General features: G+C 71.8%; 19 protein-coding genes. 7 read left to right on the top strand and 12 right to left on the bottom strand.

The annotated features are described in order from the left end of the window. Nucleotides 1-10: 10 nt before the first annotated feature. Complete coding sequence (locus tag AB0K14_RS31795; protein ID WP_360457381.1) at nt 11-1216, bottom strand: glycosyltransferase 87 family protein; 1206 nt, start codon at nt 1214-1216, stop codon at nt 11-13. Nucleotides 1217-1373: 157 nt separating this feature from the next. Between AB0K14_RS31795 and AB0K14_RS31790 the strand changes: the two genes are divergently transcribed. Both AB0K14_RS31790 and AB0K14_RS31785 read left to right on the top strand, forming a co-directional pair. Beyond that, the gene (locus AB0K14_RS31790) at nt 1374-1958 is read left to right on the top strand and encodes a DNA-binding protein (RefSeq protein ID WP_360457378.1); all 585 of its coding nucleotides are present in this window, start codon (nt 1374-1376) and stop codon (nt 1956-1958) included. A gap of 40 nt (nt 1959-1998) precedes the next feature. Continuing rightward, nucleotides 1999-2655: an RES family NAD+ phosphorylase gene (locus tag AB0K14_RS31785; protein WP_360457375.1), complete on the top strand. Its 657-nt coding sequence runs from the start codon at nt 1999-2001 to the stop codon at nt 2653-2655. Here AB0K14_RS31785 and AB0K14_RS31780 read toward each other — a convergent pair. The 5 genes from AB0K14_RS31780 to AB0K14_RS31760 form a co-directional block, all read right to left on the bottom strand. Next, a complete protein-coding gene (locus AB0K14_RS31780) occupies nt 2637-3200 on the bottom strand; it encodes a GNAT family N-acetyltransferase (RefSeq protein WP_360457372.1) in 564 nt (187 codons plus the stop codon). The two genes, AB0K14_RS31785 and AB0K14_RS31780, sit on opposite strands and share 19 nt — an antisense overlap. Before the next feature lie 57 nt (nt 3201-3257). After that, nucleotides 3258-3851, bottom strand: coding sequence for a hypothetical protein (locus AB0K14_RS31775; RefSeq protein ID WP_360457369.1), 594 nt, complete (start codon nt 3849-3851; stop codon nt 3258-3260). A 59-nt stretch (nt 3852-3910) separates the two neighbouring features. Continuing rightward, on the bottom strand, nt 3911-4594 hold the full coding sequence (locus AB0K14_RS31770) for a Crp/Fnr family transcriptional regulator (protein ID WP_360457366.1): 684 nt from the start codon (nt 4592-4594) through the stop codon (nt 3911-3913). Nucleotides 4595-4666: 72 nt separating this feature from the next. Continuing rightward, nucleotides 4667-6577 (bottom strand): S9 family peptidase, encoded by a 1911-nt coding sequence (locus AB0K14_RS31765; protein ID WP_360457363.1) that lies wholly within the window; start codon nt 6575-6577, stop codon nt 4667-4669. Nucleotides 6578-6630: 53 nt separating this feature from the next. Then, a complete protein-coding gene (locus AB0K14_RS31760) occupies nt 6631-7650 on the bottom strand; it encodes a TerC family protein (protein ID WP_360457360.1) in 1020 nt (339 codons plus the stop codon). A 291-nt stretch (nt 7651-7941) separates the two neighbouring features. Here AB0K14_RS31760 and AB0K14_RS31755 point away from each other — a divergent pair, with 291 nt between their 5' ends. Next, on the top strand, nt 7942-10812 hold the full coding sequence (locus AB0K14_RS31755; RefSeq protein ID WP_360457357.1) for an alpha/beta fold hydrolase: 2871 nt from the start codon (nt 7942-7944) through the stop codon (nt 10810-10812). Further along, nucleotides 10812-11738 carry an ABC transporter permease subunit gene (locus AB0K14_RS31750; RefSeq protein ID WP_360457354.1) on the top strand — a complete coding sequence of 309 codons (927 nt, stop codon included), beginning with the start codon at nt 10812-10814 and terminating at the stop codon, nt 11736-11738. Before AB0K14_RS31755 ends, AB0K14_RS31750 begins: the two co-directional genes overlap by 1 nt. Before the next feature lie 61 nt (nt 11739-11799). Here AB0K14_RS31750 and AB0K14_RS31745 read toward each other — a convergent pair whose 3' ends face one another. Continuing rightward, nucleotides 11800-12153 carry an MmcQ/YjbR family DNA-binding protein gene (locus AB0K14_RS31745; protein WP_360457351.1) on the bottom strand — a complete coding sequence of 118 codons (354 nt, stop codon included), beginning with the start codon at nt 12151-12153 and terminating at the stop codon, nt 11800-11802. Nucleotides 12154-12198: 45 nt separating this feature from the next. Here AB0K14_RS31745 and AB0K14_RS31740 point away from each other — a divergent pair, with 45 nt between their 5' ends. Continuing rightward, complete coding sequence (locus AB0K14_RS31740) at nt 12199-12591, top strand: hypothetical protein (protein ID WP_360457348.1); 393 nt, start codon at nt 12199-12201, stop codon at nt 12589-12591. Nucleotides 12592-12623: 32 nt separating this feature from the next. On the opposite strand, the gene AB0K14_RS31735 is transcribed toward AB0K14_RS31740, so the two are convergent. The 4 genes from AB0K14_RS31735 to AB0K14_RS31720 all read right to left on the bottom strand — a co-directional run bounded on the left by AB0K14_RS31735 (nt 12624) and on the right by AB0K14_RS31720 (nt 17891). Beyond that, nucleotides 12624-13655, bottom strand: a complete 1032-nt coding sequence (locus AB0K14_RS31735) for a lysostaphin resistance A-like protein (protein WP_360457345.1) — start codon at nt 13653-13655, stop codon at nt 12624-12626. After that, nucleotides 13652-13993 carry a hypothetical protein gene (locus AB0K14_RS31730; protein ID WP_360457342.1) on the bottom strand — a complete coding sequence of 114 codons (342 nt, stop codon included), beginning with the start codon at nt 13991-13993 and terminating at the stop codon, nt 13652-13654. Before AB0K14_RS31730 ends, AB0K14_RS31735 begins: the two co-directional genes overlap by 4 nt. Nucleotides 13994-14352: 359 nt before the next feature. Next, nucleotides 14353-16509, bottom strand: a complete 2157-nt coding sequence (gene uvrB / locus AB0K14_RS31725) for an excinuclease ABC subunit UvrB (protein ID WP_360457339.1) — start codon at nt 16507-16509, stop codon at nt 14353-14355. Nucleotides 16510-16580: 71 nt separating this feature from the next. Further along, nucleotides 16581-17891 (bottom strand): DUF5685 family protein, encoded by a 1311-nt coding sequence (locus AB0K14_RS31720; protein ID WP_360457336.1) that lies wholly within the window; start codon nt 17889-17891, stop codon nt 16581-16583. A 108-nt stretch (nt 17892-17999) separates the two neighbouring features. On the opposite strand from AB0K14_RS31720, the gene AB0K14_RS31715 reads away from it, so the two are divergent. Then, a complete protein-coding gene (locus AB0K14_RS31715) occupies nt 18000-18512 on the top strand; it encodes a DUF402 domain-containing protein (RefSeq protein WP_360457527.1) in 513 nt (170 codons plus the stop codon). Between the two features lie 137 nt (nt 18513-18649). Continuing rightward, nucleotides 18650-19168, top strand: a complete 519-nt coding sequence (locus AB0K14_RS31710) for a hypothetical protein (RefSeq protein ID WP_360457333.1) — start codon at nt 18650-18652, stop codon at nt 19166-19168. On the opposite strand, the gene coaE is transcribed toward AB0K14_RS31710, so the two are convergent. Further along, complete coding sequence (gene coaE, locus AB0K14_RS31705) at nt 19144-20319, bottom strand: dephospho-CoA kinase (protein WP_360457330.1); 1176 nt, start codon at nt 20317-20319, stop codon at nt 19144-19146. The two genes, AB0K14_RS31710 and coaE, sit on opposite strands and share 25 nt — an antisense overlap. Nucleotides 20320-20345 lie beyond the last annotated feature (26 nt).

Here is a 20345-nt window from a genome sequence, read left to right as displayed (position 1 = left end):
GGGCGGCTCGTCACGGGCCGCTGGTCACGGGCGGCCGATCACGGCCTGCCCGGGGCCGCAGGGCCAGCACGACGACGGCGGCCAGGCCCGCCCAGACGTAGGCGTTGCCGATGACCTGCTGCCACCACGTCCAGGTCTGCTCCAGCTTGTTCTCGTACGGCATGTACCACATGGGTGCGAGCCAGAAGAGGAACGCCAGGGCCGCGCCCCACGGCCAGCACCGGTGCAGCAGGTAGACGATCCCGGGCACCACCCACACCCAGTGGTGCGTCCACGACACCGGCGACACGAGCAGCCCGCCGACGGCGACCGCCATCAGCGCGGCCACCTCGTCGTCCCCCGCCCGGGCGACGGCCACCCACACCAGGGCGACGGTGGCCAGGCACAGCAGCGCCCACAGGGCGGACTCGCCGGTGCCGGTGAGCCCCCAGCGGTTGACCACGCCGCGCAGCGACTGGTTGGCCACGTAGTCGAGGCCGCCGACGCGGCCCGGGTCGAGCAGGGCGTCGAACCAGTACTGCTTGCTGTCGGTCGGCGCGGCGGCGAAGCCGACGAGGCTGAACCCGACGAACGACGCGACCGCCGTGACGACCGGCTTGATCCGCTTGCGCGGCAGGAAGAACAGCACGAACACCATCGGCGTGAGCTTGATGGCGGCGGCGAGCCCGATCAGCAGGCCGCGGGGCCACGGCGTCTTGGGCAGCAGGCAGTCCAGCGCGGCCAGGCCGAGCAGCACGAGGTTGATCTGGCCGAAGTCGAGCGTCGCGATGACGGGTTCGAGCAGCAGCGACCCGAGGGCGACGCCCAGACCCAGGAACAGCGCGCGCCGGGTGCGGCCGTAGGCGTGCTCGGCGGTCACCAGGCAGACACCCGTGAGCAGCGCGAGGCCGACGCCGGTCCAGATCAGCACGGCCGCCGACCACGGCACCACCGCGAGCGGGCTGAACAGCACCGCGGCCAGCGGCGGGTAGGTGAACGGGAACGGCGGGCCGGCCAAGGGCTTCGGGAACCCGTCGGAGTACAGCCGGAAGCCTTCCAGCCACGCCTCGCCGCCCGTGCGGTACACGCGCAGGTCGAGCAGGCCGATGTCACCCCCGGACCGGCTCAGCACCACGACCAGCGCGGTCACCACGGCGCCCGCCCACAGGCCCGCGACGGCCGCCACCCGCTTGTCCACCCGCACCGGTACCGCCACCGGACCACCCCCGCCTTCCATCCGGCGCATCGTAGCCGGCTGCCAGGTGAGTCCCAGGTCACCATGCCCCACCTCGAATGTTTACGTAGAGTCGCTAGGTGTGCGCACTCTGTCGACAGGTTCCGACGATCGGGTTACGTATGCGCACAGAAGCGCACGCGCGGGATACCCTGTGCGCATGAGTCCCGCGCTGGAGGCGGTGTTGGCCAAGGCAGGGCTGCAGGTCACCCCCGACGAGTTCCTGTCGCTCGTGGCCGACGCGGCGAAGAAGCTCGCTCCACCACACCCGGATCCGGCGAGCTACTTCCCACCGGACCAGCGCGACGCGCTGGTCGACGTGGGCCTCGACCTCAGCCCGCACCGCGTGGTCGACGACCAGGGCCGTGCGCGGTCCGTGGTCGCGCACGCCGTGCTGCGCGACTCGGCGCTGACCGTCGCCGAGGCCGCGCAACAGCTGGGCGTGGACACCAGCCGCATCAGGCACCGGCTCGGCGTCGGCCGCCTGGTCGGCTGGAAGGACCGGGGCAGCTGGCGGCTGCCCGCCTGGCAGTTCGCGGGTGCCGGCGTGCTGCCGGGGCTGGAGGCCGTGCTGGCCGCCGTGCCACCGGACCAGCCCGCGCTCGTGGTGGCCGGGTTCATGACGACCGCGCAGGAGGACCTGGTGGTGGACGGCGCGCCCACGACGCCGCGGGAGTGGTTGCTGGCCGGTGGCGAACCCCGCCGGGTGGCGGCACTGGCCGCGCAGCTGGGCACGCCCGTCTGACCCGGTCGCCGCCCCTCCTCGTCGAGAACCTTGGACGCGAATGTCACGGCTCCCCCAGCCGCCCTCTCCCGCTGTGCTCCAGGCGACGCTGCGCCGCACCGAGGACGTCGTGGCGGTGCACCGGGCCACCCGGTTGGTGCGCGTCTTCGCCGCGAAGGGACTGCACCCGCAGCGGTGGAACAGCTTCCGCTACACCGGCCCGCTGGCGCACGCGCGCTTCGACACCCAGCCGCCCGGCCCGGACGGCTCGCCCACGCACGCCCACGACCAGGGGGTGCTGTACTTCGGGCTGACCGTGCGGACGTCGGTGGCCGAGGTGTTCCAGGCGACCTCGGTGGTGGACCGGCGGACCCGCAGCCCGTTCCTGGTCGTGCTGCGGCCGCGGCGGACGCTGCGGCTGCTCGACCTGACCGGGCTGTGGCCCACCAGGGCGGGCGCGTCGCAGGAGATCAGCTCCGGCCCCAAGGCGATCACGCAGCAGTGGGCGCGGGCGATCCGCGCGGCCTACCCGGAGCTGGACGGGCTGTGGTACCGCTCGTCGATGGACTCCGGCGCCCCGGCGGTGTGCCTGTGGGACCCTCCGGGCGGCACGGGCCTGCCCGCCTCGCCGGACGTGCTGCTGCCGTTGGAGCACCCCGGCCTGGACCTGCCGCTGGCGCGGGTGTGCGAGGAGCTCAACTACACCCTGCTCGGCTGACCCCGCCGGCGCGGCGCGGGCAGGAACCGGCCGTAGCGGACCTCGGGCAGCTCCTGGTCGCCCAGCTCGTAGCAGTGCACCAGCCCGTCGTGGCGCCAGCCGTGCGACTCGTAGAACCCCCGGCTGCGGGCGTTGTCCTGGAACACCCACAGGACCGCGTACCGGAACCCCTGGTCCAGGAGGTGGCGCAGCCCGGCCTCGTGCACCTCGTGCCCCGCGCCCTGACCGTGGTAGCGGGGGTCGGCGTAGATCGCCACCAGCTCGCCGGTGTGCAGGTCCGGGTGCGCGTCCTTGGACTCGCGGACCGCGTCGACCGCGCAGTAGGCGCCGATCCGGCCGGTGCCCTCGTCGACCGCGACGAACACCCGACTGGGTTCGGGCAGCCGCAGCACGCGGGCCCACGCCGGGAGCCTGCTCTCGGGCAGCATCCGGTCCAGCACCGGGTCGTCCACTATCCCGCGGTACGAGTGCTGCCAGGCGTCCACGTTGATCCTGGCGATCTCGGGCGCGTCGTCGGGCCGTCCGGCCCGCACGGTCCACTGCATCCTTGAGAGCGTGCCGCAAGCACCGCGCCGGCCGCTAGCCATTGGGTCAACCCGTCATCAGCCCCGCCGCGGCGGCCCGGGGCACAGGTAGCCCGAGTACACCTGGCTCTTCACCCGGAACCGGGTCGGCCGGAAGCGCGACGGGTCGAGGTCGTGGAACCGGGTGCGCACGACGTCGTCGTGCAACTGCTGCGAGATCACCAGCACCAGGTCGTCCTCGGCGGCGGCCAGCGCGTCGCGGACCGCCTTGGCGTCGAGCAGCCGGCAGGTCACGATCGGGGCGTCGCCGACCAGTCCGAACGCGCCCGCGGTGAGCGGACCGCAGTGCATGGCCACGCGCATCCGCAGCGGTGTGCCCGCGGCGCGCAGGCGGGCCAACGCCTCGGCGAGCTGCTCGGTGAAGTGGGCGACCACCCACGCGGCGTCGGCGTCGGTGGGCAGCACGGCCAGTTCGCCGTCCCCGCGCACCTGCCGGTACCACAGGCCGCGGTCCAGCCCGGCGTTGCGGGCGGCCGCGTCCAGCACGTCGCTCAACCGCGACTGGACCAGGGACTGGTCCAGCGCGTCGAGCTTGCTGTAGCCCTCGACGTCCACGGCCACCACGAGGCGGTAGACCAGTCCGCGGAGGGGCGTCACCATTTCCAGCGTCACACCAGGAGCATCCCGCCGGTCCGCGCGCGGAAGTAGGGCGATCACCGGGTTTCCCGGTGTCAGAGTTCGGCGATCGTCCGCAACACGTCGCGGTCGACGATCGTGGTGGCCCGGTACCCCATGGTGATGACCCCGCGGTCGCGCAACGTGCGGAACTCCCGGCGCGCGGTGTCCTCCTCCACGCCGACGAGCGACCCGATCTCGGCCTGGGTGAGGTTGAGCTTCAGCGCGATGCCGTCGTCGCCCTGGTTGCCGTAGGCGTCGGTGAGGTACGCCAGGACGCGGGCCAGCCGCACGGTCGCCGGGTAGCCGGTGAAGTCCGTGCGCCGCTGCTCGCCCCACTCTAGCGTGCGCAGGATCATCCGGTCCAGGTCGAAGTGGGCGGCCGGGAACCGGGTGAGGAAGTCGGTGAACTGCGCCGCGGTGACCACCCTCGTGCGGGTGTCGACGCATGCGGTCACGGTCGCCGAGCGCGGTTTGCCGGTCAGGAACGCCATCTCGCCGACCAGGTCGCCGCCGACCTTGACGTTGAGCAGCGCGACCCGACCGTTCTCCAGCGTCACGGTCGCCTTGACCAGCCCCTGGAGGAGCACGACCACGTGGTCGGACCGCTCGGCCTCGCGCACCAGCGGCTCGCCGCGCCGGAACACCTTCGGCGCGCCGAGCCGCAACAACGCCTCACGACCGGCGGCGGACACCGTCTCCAGGTACGTGCCGGTGGGCCAACCCGAGGGGATCGCCATCTCGTGACACCTCCTCCGCGAGCGACCAGTGTGCCGCTCGCGCGGGGGTGCGGTCTGCCGATCGCGACCGGTTCAGCCCAAGTGGCGGGCCCACCAGTCGAGGACCGCGTCGAACCGCTGCGCGCGGTGGCGCGGCTTGCCCGAGCGGGTCAGCTCGTGGCCCTCGCCGGGGAACACCAGCATCTCGGCCTCGACGCCGTTGCGGCGCAGGGCGACGAACATCCGCTGCGCCTGTTCGAGGGGGCAGCGCCAGTCGTGCTCGGAGTGCACCACCATGAACGGCATGGAGATCTTCTCGGCGTAGGTCAGCGGGCTCATCGCGCGCTGCGCCTCCAGGCCGGGGCCGCAGTAGGCGTCGGTGAAGAACCAGCCGATGTCCGACGACCCGGCGAACGAGTCCCAGGCGTTGACCGCGCGCTCGCTCCACCCGGCGCGGAACCGCTCGCCGTGGTGCGCGGCCAACCACGAGGTCATGAAGCCGCCGTAGGAGCCACCCATCACGCCGACGCGGTCGGCGTCGAGGTCCGGGCGCTCCAGCGCGACGTCGAGCACGGCCAGGATGTCGTCCACGTCGACCGTGCCGAAGCCGCCGATCACGGCCTGGCCGTGCGCCTGGCCGTAGCCCGCGGACCCGCGGGGGTTGGGCAGCACGACCGCGTAACCGGCGGCGGCGTAGACCTGCGCCTCGTCGAAGAAACCCCAGGTGTGGTACATGAACGGGCCGCCGTGCACGGCCAGCAGCACGGGGTGCGGCCCCTCGCCCTCGGGCAGCACCACCCAGCCGTGCACCGGGTAGCCGTCCGGCGCCGTGCCCGTCAGCTCCACCGACGGCCGCAGCGGCACGGTCGAGCCGAAGTCGGTCAGCGTGCCGCCGCCGACCAGCTCGACCTCGCCGGTGTTGTCCGCCGTCGACACCACGGCCACGATCCGGTCGCCGTCGGCGGCGAACGACTTCACCTCGGCCCGGTCGCCCGCGAGCAGCTCCAGGTCCGACAGCACGGCGTGGTCGGCGTCCAGCGGCACCCGGCGCAGCTCGACCGCGCCCCGGTTCCGGACCGCCACGAGCACGCCCGCGTCGGTCACCACCGGCGTGCCCGCGGCCTTCTCGCAGTCCACCGTCTCCATGTCGGTGAGCCGGGCCAGCCGCTCGCCGTCGAACCGCCACAGGCTCGTGTTGCGCGCGATGGCGGCCGTGTGCGGCGCCTGCTCGGGCGAGTAGAACAGCACGCCGCCGTCGGCCAGCGCGACCGGGTTCGAGGCCCAGCCGGGGGTGCGCACGACCAGCTCGGGCGCGCCGCCGGACGCGGGCACGGAGTACACGTCGTTGGCGAACACCTCGACCGCGCCGAGGTCTCGTTCGGCCACGAACAGCACCGACTCGCCGTCGGCGGTCCAGGCGGGCTCCGCGGCGGAGAACGTGCCGTCGGTCAGCTCCACCGGCTCGGCGTCGGGGTCCAGCACGTCCGCGGTGAACAGCCGCGCGTGCCGGTCGGCGGTGAAGCCGACGTCGTCCAGCCGGTAGTCGAGCCGGGTGATGTGCCGCGGTGCCTCGGCGTCCGGCGTCGGGGCTTCCCCGCCCTCGACGAGCGGCGCGCCGTAGCGACCGGCTTCGGGAACCCGCGAGGTGAACGCGATCCGCCGCGAGTCCGGCGCCCACACCGGCACGCCCGCGCCGAGCGCCAGGTCGGTGAGCGCGCGGGCCTCGCCGCCGTCGGCGGGCATCACGTGCAGCTGCGGCGGCTTGCCGCGTTCGGTGACGCGCAGGAACGCGACCCAGCGGCCGTCCGGGGAGATCCGGGGTGCCAGGTCGCGTTCCGCCCACGTCCAACGCCTCGTCCCGCCGCCGTCCAGGGCGACGCGGTGCAGCCCGCCCCGGTAGGCGTTCGCGGCGACGTCGGGGGTGGCGACGTTCACCAGGACGAGGTCCCCACGCACCGTCACGGAGCCGGGCTGGGTCAACGACTGCAAGTCATCGGGGCGCACGCTTCAGCACGTTACCCCAACGATTATTAGCAAGGCTTACGAGATTTTGACGCTCACAGATGGTCACTGGGAGCGGGCGGAGCGGGCACCGGCTTGACCGACTCGGGGTGGCGCCGCACCTTGATCAGGCTGGCGATCGTGGTGATGGCCAGCACGCCGATGATCACCGACAGCGAGACCTCGATGCCGATGGTCGGCACGTGCAGCGGCTCACCGTCGTTGAGGAACGGCAGCGAGTTGGTGTGCAGCGCCTCCAGGATCAGCTTCACGCCGATGAAGCCCAGGATCACCGACAGGCCGATCGACAGGTACACCAGCTTGTTCAGCAGGCCGCCGAGCAGGAAGTACAGCTGCCGCAGACCCATCAGGGCGAACGCGTTGGCGGTGAAGACCAGGAACGGCTCCTTGGTCAGGCCGAAGATCGCCGGGATGGAGTCCAGCGCGAACAGCAGGTCCGTGGTGCCGATCGCGACGATGACGATGAACATCGGCGTGACGAACCGCCTGCCGGCGATCTTCACGAACGACTTCGAGCCCTGGTAGCTGTCGGTCACCGGGTAGACCTTGCGGACCACCCGCAGCGCGATGTTCTCCTTGTACTCCTCTTCCTCCTCGTTGTGGTCCGTCCGCGCCAGCTTGTAGCCGGTGTAGATGAGGAACGCGCCGAAGAGGTAGAAGACCCAGCTGAACTGCGCGATGACCGCCGCGCCGACGGCGATGAAGATGCCGCGCATGACCAGCGCCATCAGGATGCCGATCAGCAGCACCTTGTGCTGGTGGATCGCGGGCACCTTGAAGGTGGTCATGATGATCAAGAAGATGAACAGGTTGTCGACGCTCAGCGAGTACTCGGTGATGTACCCCGCGAAGAACTCACCCGCGTAGACACCGCCCGACCACAACCAGATGCCGAGCCCGAACAGGATCGCCACACCCACGTAGAAGGTCACCCACCGGGCCGCTTCACCGATGGTGACCTCATGCGGTTTGCGGTCGACGATGAAGAGGTCGATGGCCAGCAGGACCAGCAGGCCGGCGATCGTGGCGAACCACAGCCACACAGGGACAGACATCTAGTAAACCTCCGGTGCATCGCGCGCACGCCAATGACCGGAGGTCTCCTCCGCCGGCTTGGAACGACCGACCGGCGGCACCGGGAACCTCACGCCAGGCTCCGTGCTGACGACACCGCCGCGAGGGAGTACTCCCCTCCACGCATCCCACAGTCTCACGCATGAATGCGGGTTCGCGCCAGCGGAGGTGATCAGGGGCACCCGACCGGGCCCGCGACGGGGCCCGCGACCGGCCGGTTCCGCTGAGAGCGCGACGCCGCGCTGACAGCCCGTTCTCAGGTAATCACGCCTATGGTCAACTCCGTGGCCTCCCTCAACCGCCTCCGCGGCAGGTGGTCGCTCCCCGCGCTAGTCGTGTTGGTCGCCCTCGTGGGCGCCATCGTGGTCTTCACGCGCCAGGGGGACGACCCAGTCCCGGTGAGCACCCGCGACGCGGTGATCGACGTGCCGGAAAGTCCGGACAGCGACCGCACCGTGCAGATCGACACCACCCTTTACCTGCCCGAACGCACTCCGGCGCCCGCCGTCCTGCTGCCCCACGGCTTCGGCGGCAGCAAGGACGCCGTCGCCTCCCAGGCCACCGAGCTGGCCCAGCGGGGATTCGTCGTGCTGGCCTACTCGGCGCGCGGCTTCGGCCGCAGCACCGGCCAGATCGCGCTGAACTCGCTCGACCACGAGGTGCGCGACGCGCAGAAGCTGCTCGACTGGCTGGCCACCCGCGAGGAGGTGGTGACCGATGGCGGCGGAGACCCGAAGGTCGGTGTGACCGGCGGCTCCTACGGCGGCGCGCTGGCGCTGTCGCTCGCGGGCGTCGACCCGCGGGTGGACACCATCGCCCCGGTCATCACCTACAACGACCTGGCCCAGGCGCTGCTGCCCAACTCGGCGCGCGCCGACGACGTGCGGGACACCACCCCGGCGGCCGGCGCGTTCGCCGACGACGGCGTGTTCAAGCGCTCGTGGGCGGGCATCTTCTTCTCCGCCGGCCTGTCCGGCGCGGACGCCACCAACCCCGGCCAGGAGGCCAGCGAGCCCGGTCAGGACGACGACGACGGCCAGGCCGTCGACAGCGCCGCCGCGGCGATCACCGCGCCGCAGCAGCAGGGCGACCCCCGGCCCGCCGGGCCGCTCAACGGCGCGTGCGGCCGGTTCCAGGCCGACGTGTGCGCCGCCTACACCGAGGTCGCGACCACCGGCAAGGCCGGGCCGCAGACGTTGGAGGTGCTCCGCCGCGCGTCGCCGTCCTCGGTCACGGACAAGATCACCCAGCCGACGCTGCTGGTGCAGGGCGAGCAGGACACCCTGTTCGGCCTCGACCAGGCCGACGCCAACGCCCGCCAGATCGCCGCGAACGGCGCCAAGGTCAAGGTCGTCTGGTACGCGGGCGGCCACGACGGCGGCTCGCCCGGCCCCGAGCTGCGCGGCCAGATCGCCGACTGGATGGCGTTCCACCTGGAGGGCGAGGGCGCCGACCCGGGCACGAGCTTCGAGTACACGGTGGTCGGCGCGTTCCGCAGCAGCGGTGCGCCGTCGTTGCGCAACGTCGTCGCACCGAGCTACCCGGGCCTGAACGTCTCGTCCACCACCGAGCGCAAGGACGTGCCGCTGACCGGCCGCGAGCAGGTCGTGGTGAACCCGGCGGGCGGCAACCCGGCGGCGGTGTCCAGCCTGCCCGGGCTCGGGTCGGTGGTGTCGCGGTCCAGTTCGCTGTCGTCGCGGCTGTCGATCGACCTGCCCGGTCAGGCGGCGGTGTTCCAGAGCGAGCCGCAGACCGCGCAGACCCTGCTGACCGGCGCGTCGACCGTGCGGCTGCGCGTGTCCGCCGTGCCGGGACAGCCGGTGCCCGCCGAGGGCGCGGTGCTGTTCGTGAAGCTGTACGACGCGGACGCGAGCGGCGTGCGGACGCTGCCCGGCTCGGCGGTCGCGCCGGTGCGGGTGGCGAACCTGCCCGCCGACGGCACGCCGGTCGAGGTCACCGTGACGCTGCCCGGCGCGGTCCGGCCGGTCGAGGCCGACCACCGGCTCCAGCTGGTCGTGTCCACCACCGACATGGCGTACTCGAACGCCGCCGAGCCCGCCGCGTACCGGATCTCGCTGGCCTCGCCCGCGCTGTCGGTGCCGGTGGTGCCTGGCGCGAACGCGACCAGCGAGGTGCCGACCGCCGCGCTGTGGGGCATCGCGATCGTACTGATCGTCTGCCTCATCACGGCCGTCGTCGCGTGGTTCCGCCGCAGGCTGACCGCGGACGTCGACCCCTCGTTGGAGTCGGTGCCGCTGGTGATCGAAGGTCTGACCAAGTCCTACCCCGGCGGGTTGACCGCGGTGAAGGACCTGTCGTTCCGGGTGGAGCACGGCCAGGTGCTGGGCCTGCTCGGGCCCAACGGCGCCGGCAAGACCACCACGTTGCGCATGTTGATGGGCCTGATCCGACCCACCGAGGGCGGGATCAGGGTGTTCGGGCACCGGGTGAGCCCCGGCGCGCCCGTGCTGTCGCGGATCGGGTCGTTCGTCGAGGGCTCCGGCTTCCTGCCGCACCTGTCCGGCGCGGAGAACCTGAGGCTGTACTGGGCGGCGACCGGCCGTCCGCTGGAGCAGGCGCACGTCGAGGAGGCCCTGGAGATCGCGGGTCTGGGCAACGCCGTGCACCGACGGGTGCGGACCTACAGCCAGGGCATGCGGCAGCGGTTGGCGATCGCACAGGCGATGCTCGGCCTGCCGGACCTGCTGGTGCTGGACGAGCCGACCAACGGGCTCGACCCGCCCCAGATCCACCAGATGCGCGAGGTGCTGCGCCGCTACGCGGCGGCCGGGCGGACCGTGCTGGTGTCGTCCCACCTGCTCGCCGAGGTCGAGCAGACGTGCACCCACGTGGTCGTGATGCACAAGGGTTCACTGGTCGCGGCCGGTCTGGTCGACGAGATCGCGACGGGCAGCGGCGAGGCGAGCTTCCGGGTCGACCAGCCCGACGAGGCGGCCACCGTGCTGCGCGGCATGTCCGGCGTGCACGACGTGCACGTGGACGGCGAGCAGGTCCACGCGAGCCTCAACGGCACACCGCGTGCGTCGGCGTTGCAAGCGCTCGTGGCAGCGGGCGTGGCGGTGGACCAGGCCGGTCCGCGCCGCCGGTTGGAAGACGCGTTCCTCGAGTTGGTGGGCGAGTGATGAGCGAGAACGGTGTGCACACCGATCCGGCGGCGATCTCCGATCTGACCGACGCCGCGGAGGCCGAGCACTCGTCGGTCGCCCCGGACGGGTCGAAGGTCGGGTACCGGGCCGGGCGGACGTTGCCCGTGCGGGTGGAGTTGGTGCGGCAGCTGCGCCGCAGGCGGACGCAGTTGGTGCTGGGTTTCCTGGTGCTGCTGCCGTTCATCCTGGTGGTGGCCTTCGAGCTGGGGCAGGCGTCGCCGAACCGGCGGGCCGGCGGGTTCGTCGACCTGGCCACGGCCAGCGGCGTGAACTTCGTGATCCTGACGCTGTTCGTGAGCGGCAGCTTCCTGCTGCCGATGATCGTGGCGCTGTTCTTCGGCGACACGATCGCGAGCGAGGCGTCGTGGTCGTCGTTGAAGTACCTGCTGGCCGCGCCGATCCCCCGGCACCGGCTGCTGCGCCGCAAGGCGTTGGCGTCCGGGTTGATGTCGGTGTTCGCGCTGGCGCTGCTGCCGGCGGTGGCGCTGGTCGTGGGCGTGATCTGGTACGGGGCCGGGGAGGCGGTGTCGCCGACCGGTGAGGCCGCGTCCTTCGGCGCCGGGGTCTACGGCGTGGCGCTGGCCGTGGTCTACATCTCGATCCACCTGTTCTGGGTGGCCGGGCTGGCGCTGTACCTGTCGGTGTCCACGGACGCGCCGCTCGGCGCGGTGGGCGGCGCGGTGGTGGCGTCGATCGTGTCGCAGATCCTGGACCAGATCACCGCGTTGGAAGGCCTGCGGGACTACCTGCCGACGCACTACGCGTTGGCGTGGGCGGACCTGCTGTCGTCGGACGTCGACTGGTCGCAGATGGCGAAGGGCACGTTCTCGGCGCTGGCGTACGGGGCGTTCTTCACGCTGCTGGCGGCGCGGAAGTTCGCCCGCAAGGACATCACCAGCTGACGTTTCGTGGGTGAGAGCGGCGCACCGGGTTTCCTCCCGGTGCGCCGTTCGTCCTTTCCGGCTAGGACGGCGTCGGGCGCTTCGACCTGGGCAGCTTGGCCACGATGGAGTCGTAGGAGAGGTCGAGCAGGTCGAGCAGCTCGTCGGCGGGCACGGCTCCGTCGAGCCGGACCCGGTTCCACCCGTAGCGGCCGATGTAGGCGCTGACCGTGATGTCGTCCGGGTACCGCTCGCGCCACTGCGCGGCCTCCTCGGCGGTGGCACCCGACTTCACGCCGACGCTGCCGCCGTCCAGGCCGATGAACGCGAAGATCTTGCCACCGACCTTGCAGCACAGCTCGCCGTCGCCGAACGGGTAGGTCTCCTCGGCTCCGGGCTTGGTGAGGCAGTGCTCGATCACGTCGTCCAGCGTCATGGCGTCACGCTAACCCGCGGCATCTTCGGCATTTAGAGTGATCACGTGACTGTCTACACGGACGAGGAGAGCCGGACCCTGCGCACGGCCGTCTTCGGCGCGATGGTGCTGGTGTCCACGGCCGAGCCCGGCGCGTTGGACGAGGAGAGCCACGCGGGCATCCGGGCGCTGGCGACGTTCTCGCCGCGGCTGCGGCAGGTGCTCGGTGCGGCGCGTCCCGAGCTACCCGAGGGTTCGACGGCCGACGTGGAGGCCGGTGTGCTCGACGCGTTGCGGCGCTCGGTCGACATCCTGGCGGTGAAGGCGCCGGAGGAGGCGGAGACGTTCCCGGCGGCCGTGCTGGCGATCTGCACCGAGGTCGCGTCGGCGGACGGGCGTGTGGGCGAGGCGGAGAGCGCGGTGGTCGGGAAGGTGCGGGCCGCCCTGACGGTGCGGTAGGCGCCGGTGGTGCGGGCGTGGTGTCGGCCGACCTACGACGGGATGGCACCCACCGACGCCAGCAGCACGGCCAACGCCGGCAGGAAGTTGATCACCTGGTGCGTGACGACGCTCGCGAGCAGTCGGCGTGTGACAAGCCTGGCCAGGCCGGTGACGAGGCCGTACAGCACGATCACGGGGATCACCCGATCCAGGTGGTTCACCGTGTACACGGCCGTGGTCAGCACGAAAACCAACAACCGGTTCCACTGATGCCGTTCGAAGCCTCCCCAGAGCAGGCCGCGGTAGATGATCTCCTCGCAGACCGGCAGGACCAGCCACAGGTACACGAACAGCACGATCCCCTGTACGACCGTGAAGTTCGCGGGTGATCCGAGCCCGGCGAGGCCCGGTGGAGATGCGTCCACGAACCTCATCCACAGCAGGGTGACGACGTAGCCGACGACGACCCCTGCGGTGCCGAGCTTGAGCCCCGCCCGCAGGTCCGACCAGGAGAAGGTCAGCCGCAGGTCGGTGACCGGCCCGTTGCCGCGGTAGACCGTGATCAGCACTGCGATGGTGGCCGCGAGCACCGTCGGGGCGATTAACCACAGCATCGCCGCGGGTCCGCCCTGTTCCGGAGGTCCGGACAGGGTCAGCGACACCAGCAGGAGGGGTTGGACGAGCAGGAACGAGGCCAGGCCCCAGCGATGACGAGGCGTCTCCTCCGGCGACGACTCCCGGCGCACGGGAACGGTCAGGGTGGCGAGAACCCCACCTCGCGGCGGCGTCCTGCGGGCGGACACGGCGTTGAGCGTCCGGTGGTCGACGCGCTGAACCGCGGCAACGCGCCTCGATCGCGACCTGGTCCTCCCGAGCCGCTCGTCAAGGGTGTTCCGGAGCCGAGCGGCGGCCGCGATCTCCTCGGTCGTGCGGTGCTGTCGCGGGCCGTGCGGTGTCTCGGCCGCCAGGCTTGCGACCGACTCGGCTGTGTTCTTCCCGAGCTTCGCGTCCAGCGTCTGCCGCAGGCGGGCGGCGGCGATCATCTCGTCACGGACCTCAGGCGAGGGGGGCTTGTGGTTCACCGCGCCTCCCCGCCCTCTTCACCGGCCGGTTCCGCGGGAGCGTCGACCTGCTGTGGGTACCTGGCCAGCGCGGCCTCGGAGAACTTCTCGATCAGTTTCCACTCGTCCGGTCCGGCCAACCTGGACTTCGCTATCTCGTCCAGGATGTCCAGGCCGACCGTCCTCTCCCTGCTCGACTCGGACAGGCACAGCGTGGTCGCCCACTGGAACCTCCGGAACCACTCCTCGCGCTGGTCCGTGCGGTCGCGCTGCCGAGCGGTCATCCTCGCGCCGAGGAAGGCGGCCGTGGCGGTCATCGTCCCCGCCACCAGCGCGAGGACGGGCGTGAGCCAGTTCATCCGCGCTCGACCGCCTCCCGGGTCCACCGCTGCCCAACCCTGGAATGTAGTCGTTCGGCGACCAGGAGTAGCCGGAGTGGGGGAATCCGATGTAATCGACCAACCGAGCGACCGCGCGCCGCCGCACCGCGAACAGTTCGCCGGCCGCGCCAACTGAGCCCCTCGGGGCCGGATGCGCACCGGCATCACCGCACCGCGAGTGACCCGCCGCCGCCGAGGTCGGGCGTACCCGGGCACGATCCCACCGTCCCCAGGTCGTCGCCGGCTGGAGACGACCTGGGTCGGGCGTGGTGTCCGGCACCAGCCCACCACGAGTGGATCGCGGGTCCGAGCCGGTCTGGCGCCGCCGAGGGCGCGGGCTACTTGAAGGCGGCGTCCATGCCGCGCAGTTCCTTCTTCAGGTCCTGGATCTCGTCGCGCAGGCGGGCGGCCAGTTCGAATTGCAGTTCGCGGGCCGCGTTCATCATCTGGTCCGTCAGTTGTTGGACCAGGTCGGCCAGTTCGGAGCGGGCCATGTTGCCGGTGTCGCGGTCGGCCAGGACGCCCGAGCTGGCGCGGCCGTTCGCGCCGGGGTCGCCGGTCGGCTTCTTGCCGCGCGAGGCGTTGCGGCCCGAGCCGCCGGGGGCGATGGCGTCCTCGGCCTCGGCGTAGACCTGCTCCAGGATGTCGGTGATCTTCTTCCGCAACGGCTGCGGGTCGAGGCCCCGCTCCTCGTTGTAGGCGACCTGCTTGGCCCGCCTGCGGTTGGTCTCGTCGATCGCGTGCCGCATCGAGTCGGTGATCCGGTCGGCGTACATGTGGACCTGGCCGGACACGTTGCGGGCCGCGCGGCCGATGGTCTGGATCAGGCTGGTGCCCGAGCGGAGGAAGCCCTCCTTGTCCGCGTCCAGGATCGAGACCAGGGACACCTCGGGCAGGTCGAGGCCCTCGCGGAGCAGGTTGATGCCGATCAGCACGTCGTAGTCGCCCAGGCGGAGTTGGCGGAGCAGTTCCACCCGGCGCAGGGTGTCGACCTCGGAGTGCAGGTAGCGGACGCGGATGCCCAGTTCGAGCAGGTAGTCGGTGAGGTCCTCGGCCATCTTCTTGGTCAGCGTGGTGACCAGCACCCGCTCGTCCTTCTCGGCCCGCACCCGGATCTCGTGCACCAGGTCGTCGATCTGGCCCTCGGTCGGCTTGACCACGACCTCCGGGTCGATCAGCCCGGTCGGGCGGATGACCTGCTCGACGAACTCGCCGCCGGTCTGGCCCATCTCGTACGGACCGGGCGTGGCCGAGAGGTAGACGGTCTGGCCGATCCGGTCGGCGAACTCCTCCCAGGTGAGCGGGCGGTTGTCCAGCGCGCTGGGCAGCCGGAAGCCGTGCTCCACCAGGTTGCGCTTGCGCGACGCGTCGCCCTCGTACATGCCGCCGATCTGCGGCACGGTCACGTGCGACTCGTCCACGACCAGCAGGAAGTCGTCCGGGAAGTAGTCGATGAGGGTCGCGGGCGCGGTGCCGGGACCGCGGTCGTCGATGTGGCGCGAGTAGTTCTCGATGCCGTTGCAGAAGCCGACCTGGCGCATCATCTCGATGTCGTAGGAGGTGCGCATGCGCAGCCGCTGGGCTTCGAGGAGCTTGCCCTGCCGTTCGAGGGTCGCCAGCCGGTCGGCCAGCTCGGCCTCGATGTTGCGGATCGCCTTCTCCATGCGATCGGGCCCGGCCACGTAGTGGGTGGCCGGGAAGATGCGCAGCTCCTCCACCTCCTTGACCACGTCGCCGGTCAGGGGGTGCAGGTAGTACAGCTTGTCGATCTCGTCGCCGAAGAACTCGACCCGCAGCGCCAGCTCCTCGTACGCCGGGATGATCTCCACCGTGTCGCCGCGGACGCGGAACGTGCCGCGGTTGAACGCGATGTCGTTGCGCGTGTACTGGATGTCGACCAGGGCGCGCAGCAGCAGGTCGCGCTCGACCTCGACGCCCACCTCCAGCTTGATCGACCGGTCCAGGTACGACTGCGGCGTGCCGAGGCCGTAGATGCACGACACGGACGCGACCACGATCACGTCACGCCTGGTGAGCAGGCTCATCGTGGCCGAGTGGCGCAACCGCTCGACGTCCTCGTTGATCGAGGAGTCCTTCTCGATGTAGGTGTCGGTCTGCGGGATGTACGCCTCGGGCTGGTAGTAGTCGTAGTAGCTGACGAAGTACTCCACCGCGTTGTCCGGGAAGAACCCCTTCAGCTCGTTCGCCAGCTGCGCCGCCAGCGTCTTGTTCGGCGCCATCACCAGCGTGGGCCGCTGCACCTTCTCCACCAGCCACGCGGTGGTGGCCGACTTGCCCGTGCCGGTCGCCCCGAGCAGCACGATGTCCTTCTCCCCGGCGCGGACGCGCCGTTCGAGGTCCGCGATCGCCGCCGGCTGGTCGCCCGCCGGCTGGTAGTCGCTGACCACGCGGAACTTCCCCTCGGTGCGGGGGATGTCACCGACGGGACGGTGCGACGAGTGCGCCTTGACCGGGATCTCGGTTGGGAATGCCACGGCTACGACGGTACGCCGTGGGTACGACAATTTTCGATCCGGACCAGGTCACACCCGTCGCGGGAGCGGGGTCAGCAGTTGCAGTCGCAGCCGTTGCAGTCGCAGCCGGAGCCGCAGTCGCAGTTGCACCACGCCTCGCGCGGCTTGCCGCTGAACGGGCCGGGGTACGGGTCGCGGCAGCAGTACTGGCACGTGCCGCACTGGTAGAGCACGGCCAGGCAGCCGAGGAACGCGCCGCGGGTCACCGGCGGCACCTTCAGCTTCGGCCAGCACCACAGGCCGCTGCCGGGCGGGGGTGGCCCACCGCCGCGCCGACCCTTCCGGCTGCCCGTCGGCGGGACGGGCGGTCCGCCGTGGCCGGGCGCCGACGGCGGCGGCACGGGACCGGGAGGCGGCACCTGGCCGCCGTACGGGCCGGGGTGGCCGTGGGGACCGGGTTGGCCGGGCGGCGGGTACATGCCCGGCGCGGGCTGCCAGCCGGGCGGGGGCGGCGGGTTGTGCGAGTGCGGCCCGTGCGAGTGCGGCCCGTGCGAGTGCGGGTCGCCGAACGCCCGCCGGATCGACTCCTGGACCTCGTGCACCAGCAGCGTGTGCACGAGCCGGTCGTCGGCGAACTCGACCTCCTTCATCGCGAGCTTCATGCCCAGCGCCGCGTCGTCGCACAGCCGCCGCGCCTCGTCGAGCGTCGTGCCGGTCGCCACCAGCGGGTTCCACGCGCCGGACGCGCGGTCGGCCGCCAGGTCCTCCACCGCGTCCAGCAGGTGCGCCAACCGCCCGAACAGCCGCCCGACCTCCCGCAAGGGGCCCGCGTTGCCCGGACGCCCGGCCAGCACCGCGGTCTGCGCCACGGCCTCGCCCGCCGCCGTCTCGGTCGGCTCCGTCACGGCCAGCACCGACGAGCCGGGCCCGGCCGAGGCCTCCACCGCCGACTGCCGCCGCACGGCGTCCACCAGCACGGCGGTGTCGAAGCCCAGGTCGAGGCCCGTCTCCGACGCCTGCGCCGCCCACCGCCGCGCCACCTGCCTGCCCACACCGCGCATCGGCGCCCGCGCGAACACACCGTCCCCGTCGGCCACGTGGTCGCCGACCTTCGCCGACGCCAGCACCAGGGACACCGACGCGGCCAGGCGCGCGCCCGTGCCCACGGCGACGTCGGCCGACTGCATGCCTCTCAGGGCGCACGGCCCGGCGGAGCGCCGCGACCGTCCCGCCTGCGCCTCCACCAACGCGGAGATCACCAGGCCGTCGTAGTTGGTGACCACGCGGGCCAGGTGACCGTGGTCGTCGCGCAGCGCCAGGCACAGCCCGCACAGGTGCGCCAGCCACGACTCGCGCAGCTCGGGGCCCAGGCGGTTGCGGCAGGGGCGGATGATGCCGAACATGGCGGGAAGAGTAAGCGATCATCCTACTTTCGGGTGACAGGAAGGGGTGTTCGGCCGGTGTCGGTATCTAAGGTCGGCGCTGTGACGTCGAGCGCCGCCGGGACACGCATGCACATCCACCCGCCGAAGATCGAGTACTTCGACCTCGACGCCAAGAGCAACACCGACCCCAAGGGCCACCTGCGCGGCGTCGAGGAGTACCGGCTCACCGGGCACGGCCTCTACATGTTCCGCCCGGTGCCCGGCCACCCGCACCTGTCCCACTTCGAGTCGTGGCTGCTGCCCGCGCACGGCCTGCGCGTCACCCGGCAGTCCTGGCACCCCGGCCACGAGCGCGACTACGACCTGTACGTGGACGTGGTGGAGATCAGCTCCAGCGGGTCGGTGTGGAAGACCGTCGACCTCTACCTGGACCTGGTGGTGCGCACCGGCCGCAGCGTGACCGTGCTGGACACCGACGAGTTGCTGACCGCGCTGGACCAAGGGCTCATCAAGGCCGACCGGGCGCAGTGGGCGTTGGAGACGACGTACCGTGCGGTGGCCGGCATCGCCGCGCACGGGCACGACGCGGTGCGCTGGCTCGCGGCCCAGGGAACGATCACTACCTGGCGTCGCCGGTAGTACAGAACGTCACACTCGCTGGTCAACCGCCATCCGTGTCCCGTCACCCGATAGAGACCGCATACCACACAGACCGTGATGTAACGAATCGACCCGCTTAGTTACCGGGAGCACACTTCCGGCTACCCTCGGGTCGCGTGGGAGCGGTCATCACACCTCAGCTCGTCGACGTGGTCGACACCATCAGCGCAGTTCGCAGCTACTCCAGCGGCATGTCGCGGCGTCTGTCGACGTGCCGGGTCGAGCACTGGGGACTGCGGCTGGAGTGCCCCACGCCGGAGGACCCGTTCTCCGATTCGGAGGTCACCTGGTTGATGCCGGACCTCGGACTCCGGTTGACGCACCACCGCCCCCGGTCCAGACACGCGCGCAGCGGCCCGAGCGTGCTCAGCGCGGTCCGCGTGCAGCGCGACGGCCGCTCGTGGCGCACCACCGACCTGCTCCTCGGCCTGGCCGTGCCGGGCGGCACGACCGCGCGGATCGTGCGCTGCGAGGAGTTCGCCGCCGCCGTCGCCGGGCGCGTCCTCGGACCCGACGACGCCGACCAGGCGTTGCGCATCGTGCACCGCACCCTCGAAGAGGTCAGCCTCCACCGCCACGACCTCGGCGCGTGGCTGACCCACCGGGGCATCTACGACGCCTGGCCGTCCCTGTAGAAGGCGTCCACCCGGGCGGTCGCCGCGGCCATCCACGGCTCCTTCGACTCGCCGTAGGCGAAACCCTCCGCGTCACCCCGGTGCTTGCGCGCCAGTTCCAGCTTCAGCGCCGCGTACTCGTCCCGCGCCGCCGCGTCCGCCCGCAGCCAGTCGCGGAACCTCATCGCCCAGTCCCACGGCGGACCGCCCTCCACCCGGACGTGCAGGTTGACCCGTCGTCCCGGGTCCGCGCCCGCGTGCAGCCGCTTGTGCCAGTCCTCCGGCGCGTCGCCCTCGTACCTCACGCTGTCCTCGACGAGGCCCAGGCCCGGGAAGCCCGCCTGCGCCAACGCCTCCTCCAGCTCCGCGGCCTCCTCCAGCGACCGCACGGCCAGCTGGAAGTCCAGCACGTCCTTCGCGGCGAGACCGGGCACGGACGTGGAGCCGATGTGCTCGACCCGGCGGCCACCGGCGGCGAGCCGGACGCGGGCCGCGATCCGCTCGGCCTGCACCGGCCAGGTCGGGTCGTACGGCACCACGATCGGGGCGCCGGCGGCGTAGCGGCGCAGCCGGACGTTCGACTCGTAGCGCACCAACCGGTCGGCCCACAGCGCGTCGACCTCGGCCAGCACCAGGTCGGGCGTGCCGGAGTTGTCCAGCCACACGTCCGCGACGGCGCGGCGGCGCTCGTCGTCGGCCTGCGCGGCGATGCGCTTGCGCGCGTCCTCCTCCGCCAGGCCGCGGTCGCGCAGCCGGGCGATGCGCTGGTCGAGCTCCGCGTGCACGATCACCACCAGGTGGTAGAGCGGCGCCATGTCCTTCTCCACCAGCAGCGGGACGTCGTGCACGACGATCGCGTCGTCGGGCGCGGCGGCGATCAGCTCGCCCGTGCGGGCCGCGATCCGCGGGTGCGTGATGCCGTTGAGGGTGGCCAGGGCCTGCTCGTCGCCGAACACCTTCGCCGCGAGCGCGGGCCGGTTCAGCGCCCCGTCCGGACCGAGGACCTCCGCGCCGAACGCCGCCACGACCTCGCGCAGGCCGTCGGTGCCCGGCTCGACCACCTCCCGCGCCAGCAGGTCGGCGTCGACCACCACCGCGCCGTGTTCGGCGAGCCTGCCCGCCACCGTCGACTTGCCCGACCCGATTCCCCCGGAGAGACCCACGCGCAACATGACGACCAGCCTGCCACGCGGAAGAT

Source organism: Actinosynnema sp. NPDC050801, from assembly GCF_040673975.1.
In the GTDB taxonomy this organism is placed as follows: domain Bacteria; phylum Actinomycetota; class Actinomycetes; order Mycobacteriales; family Pseudonocardiaceae; genus Actinosynnema.
The sequence above is the reverse complement of the archived record's forward strand: the minus strand, read 5'-3'. Positions and strand labels throughout refer to the sequence as shown.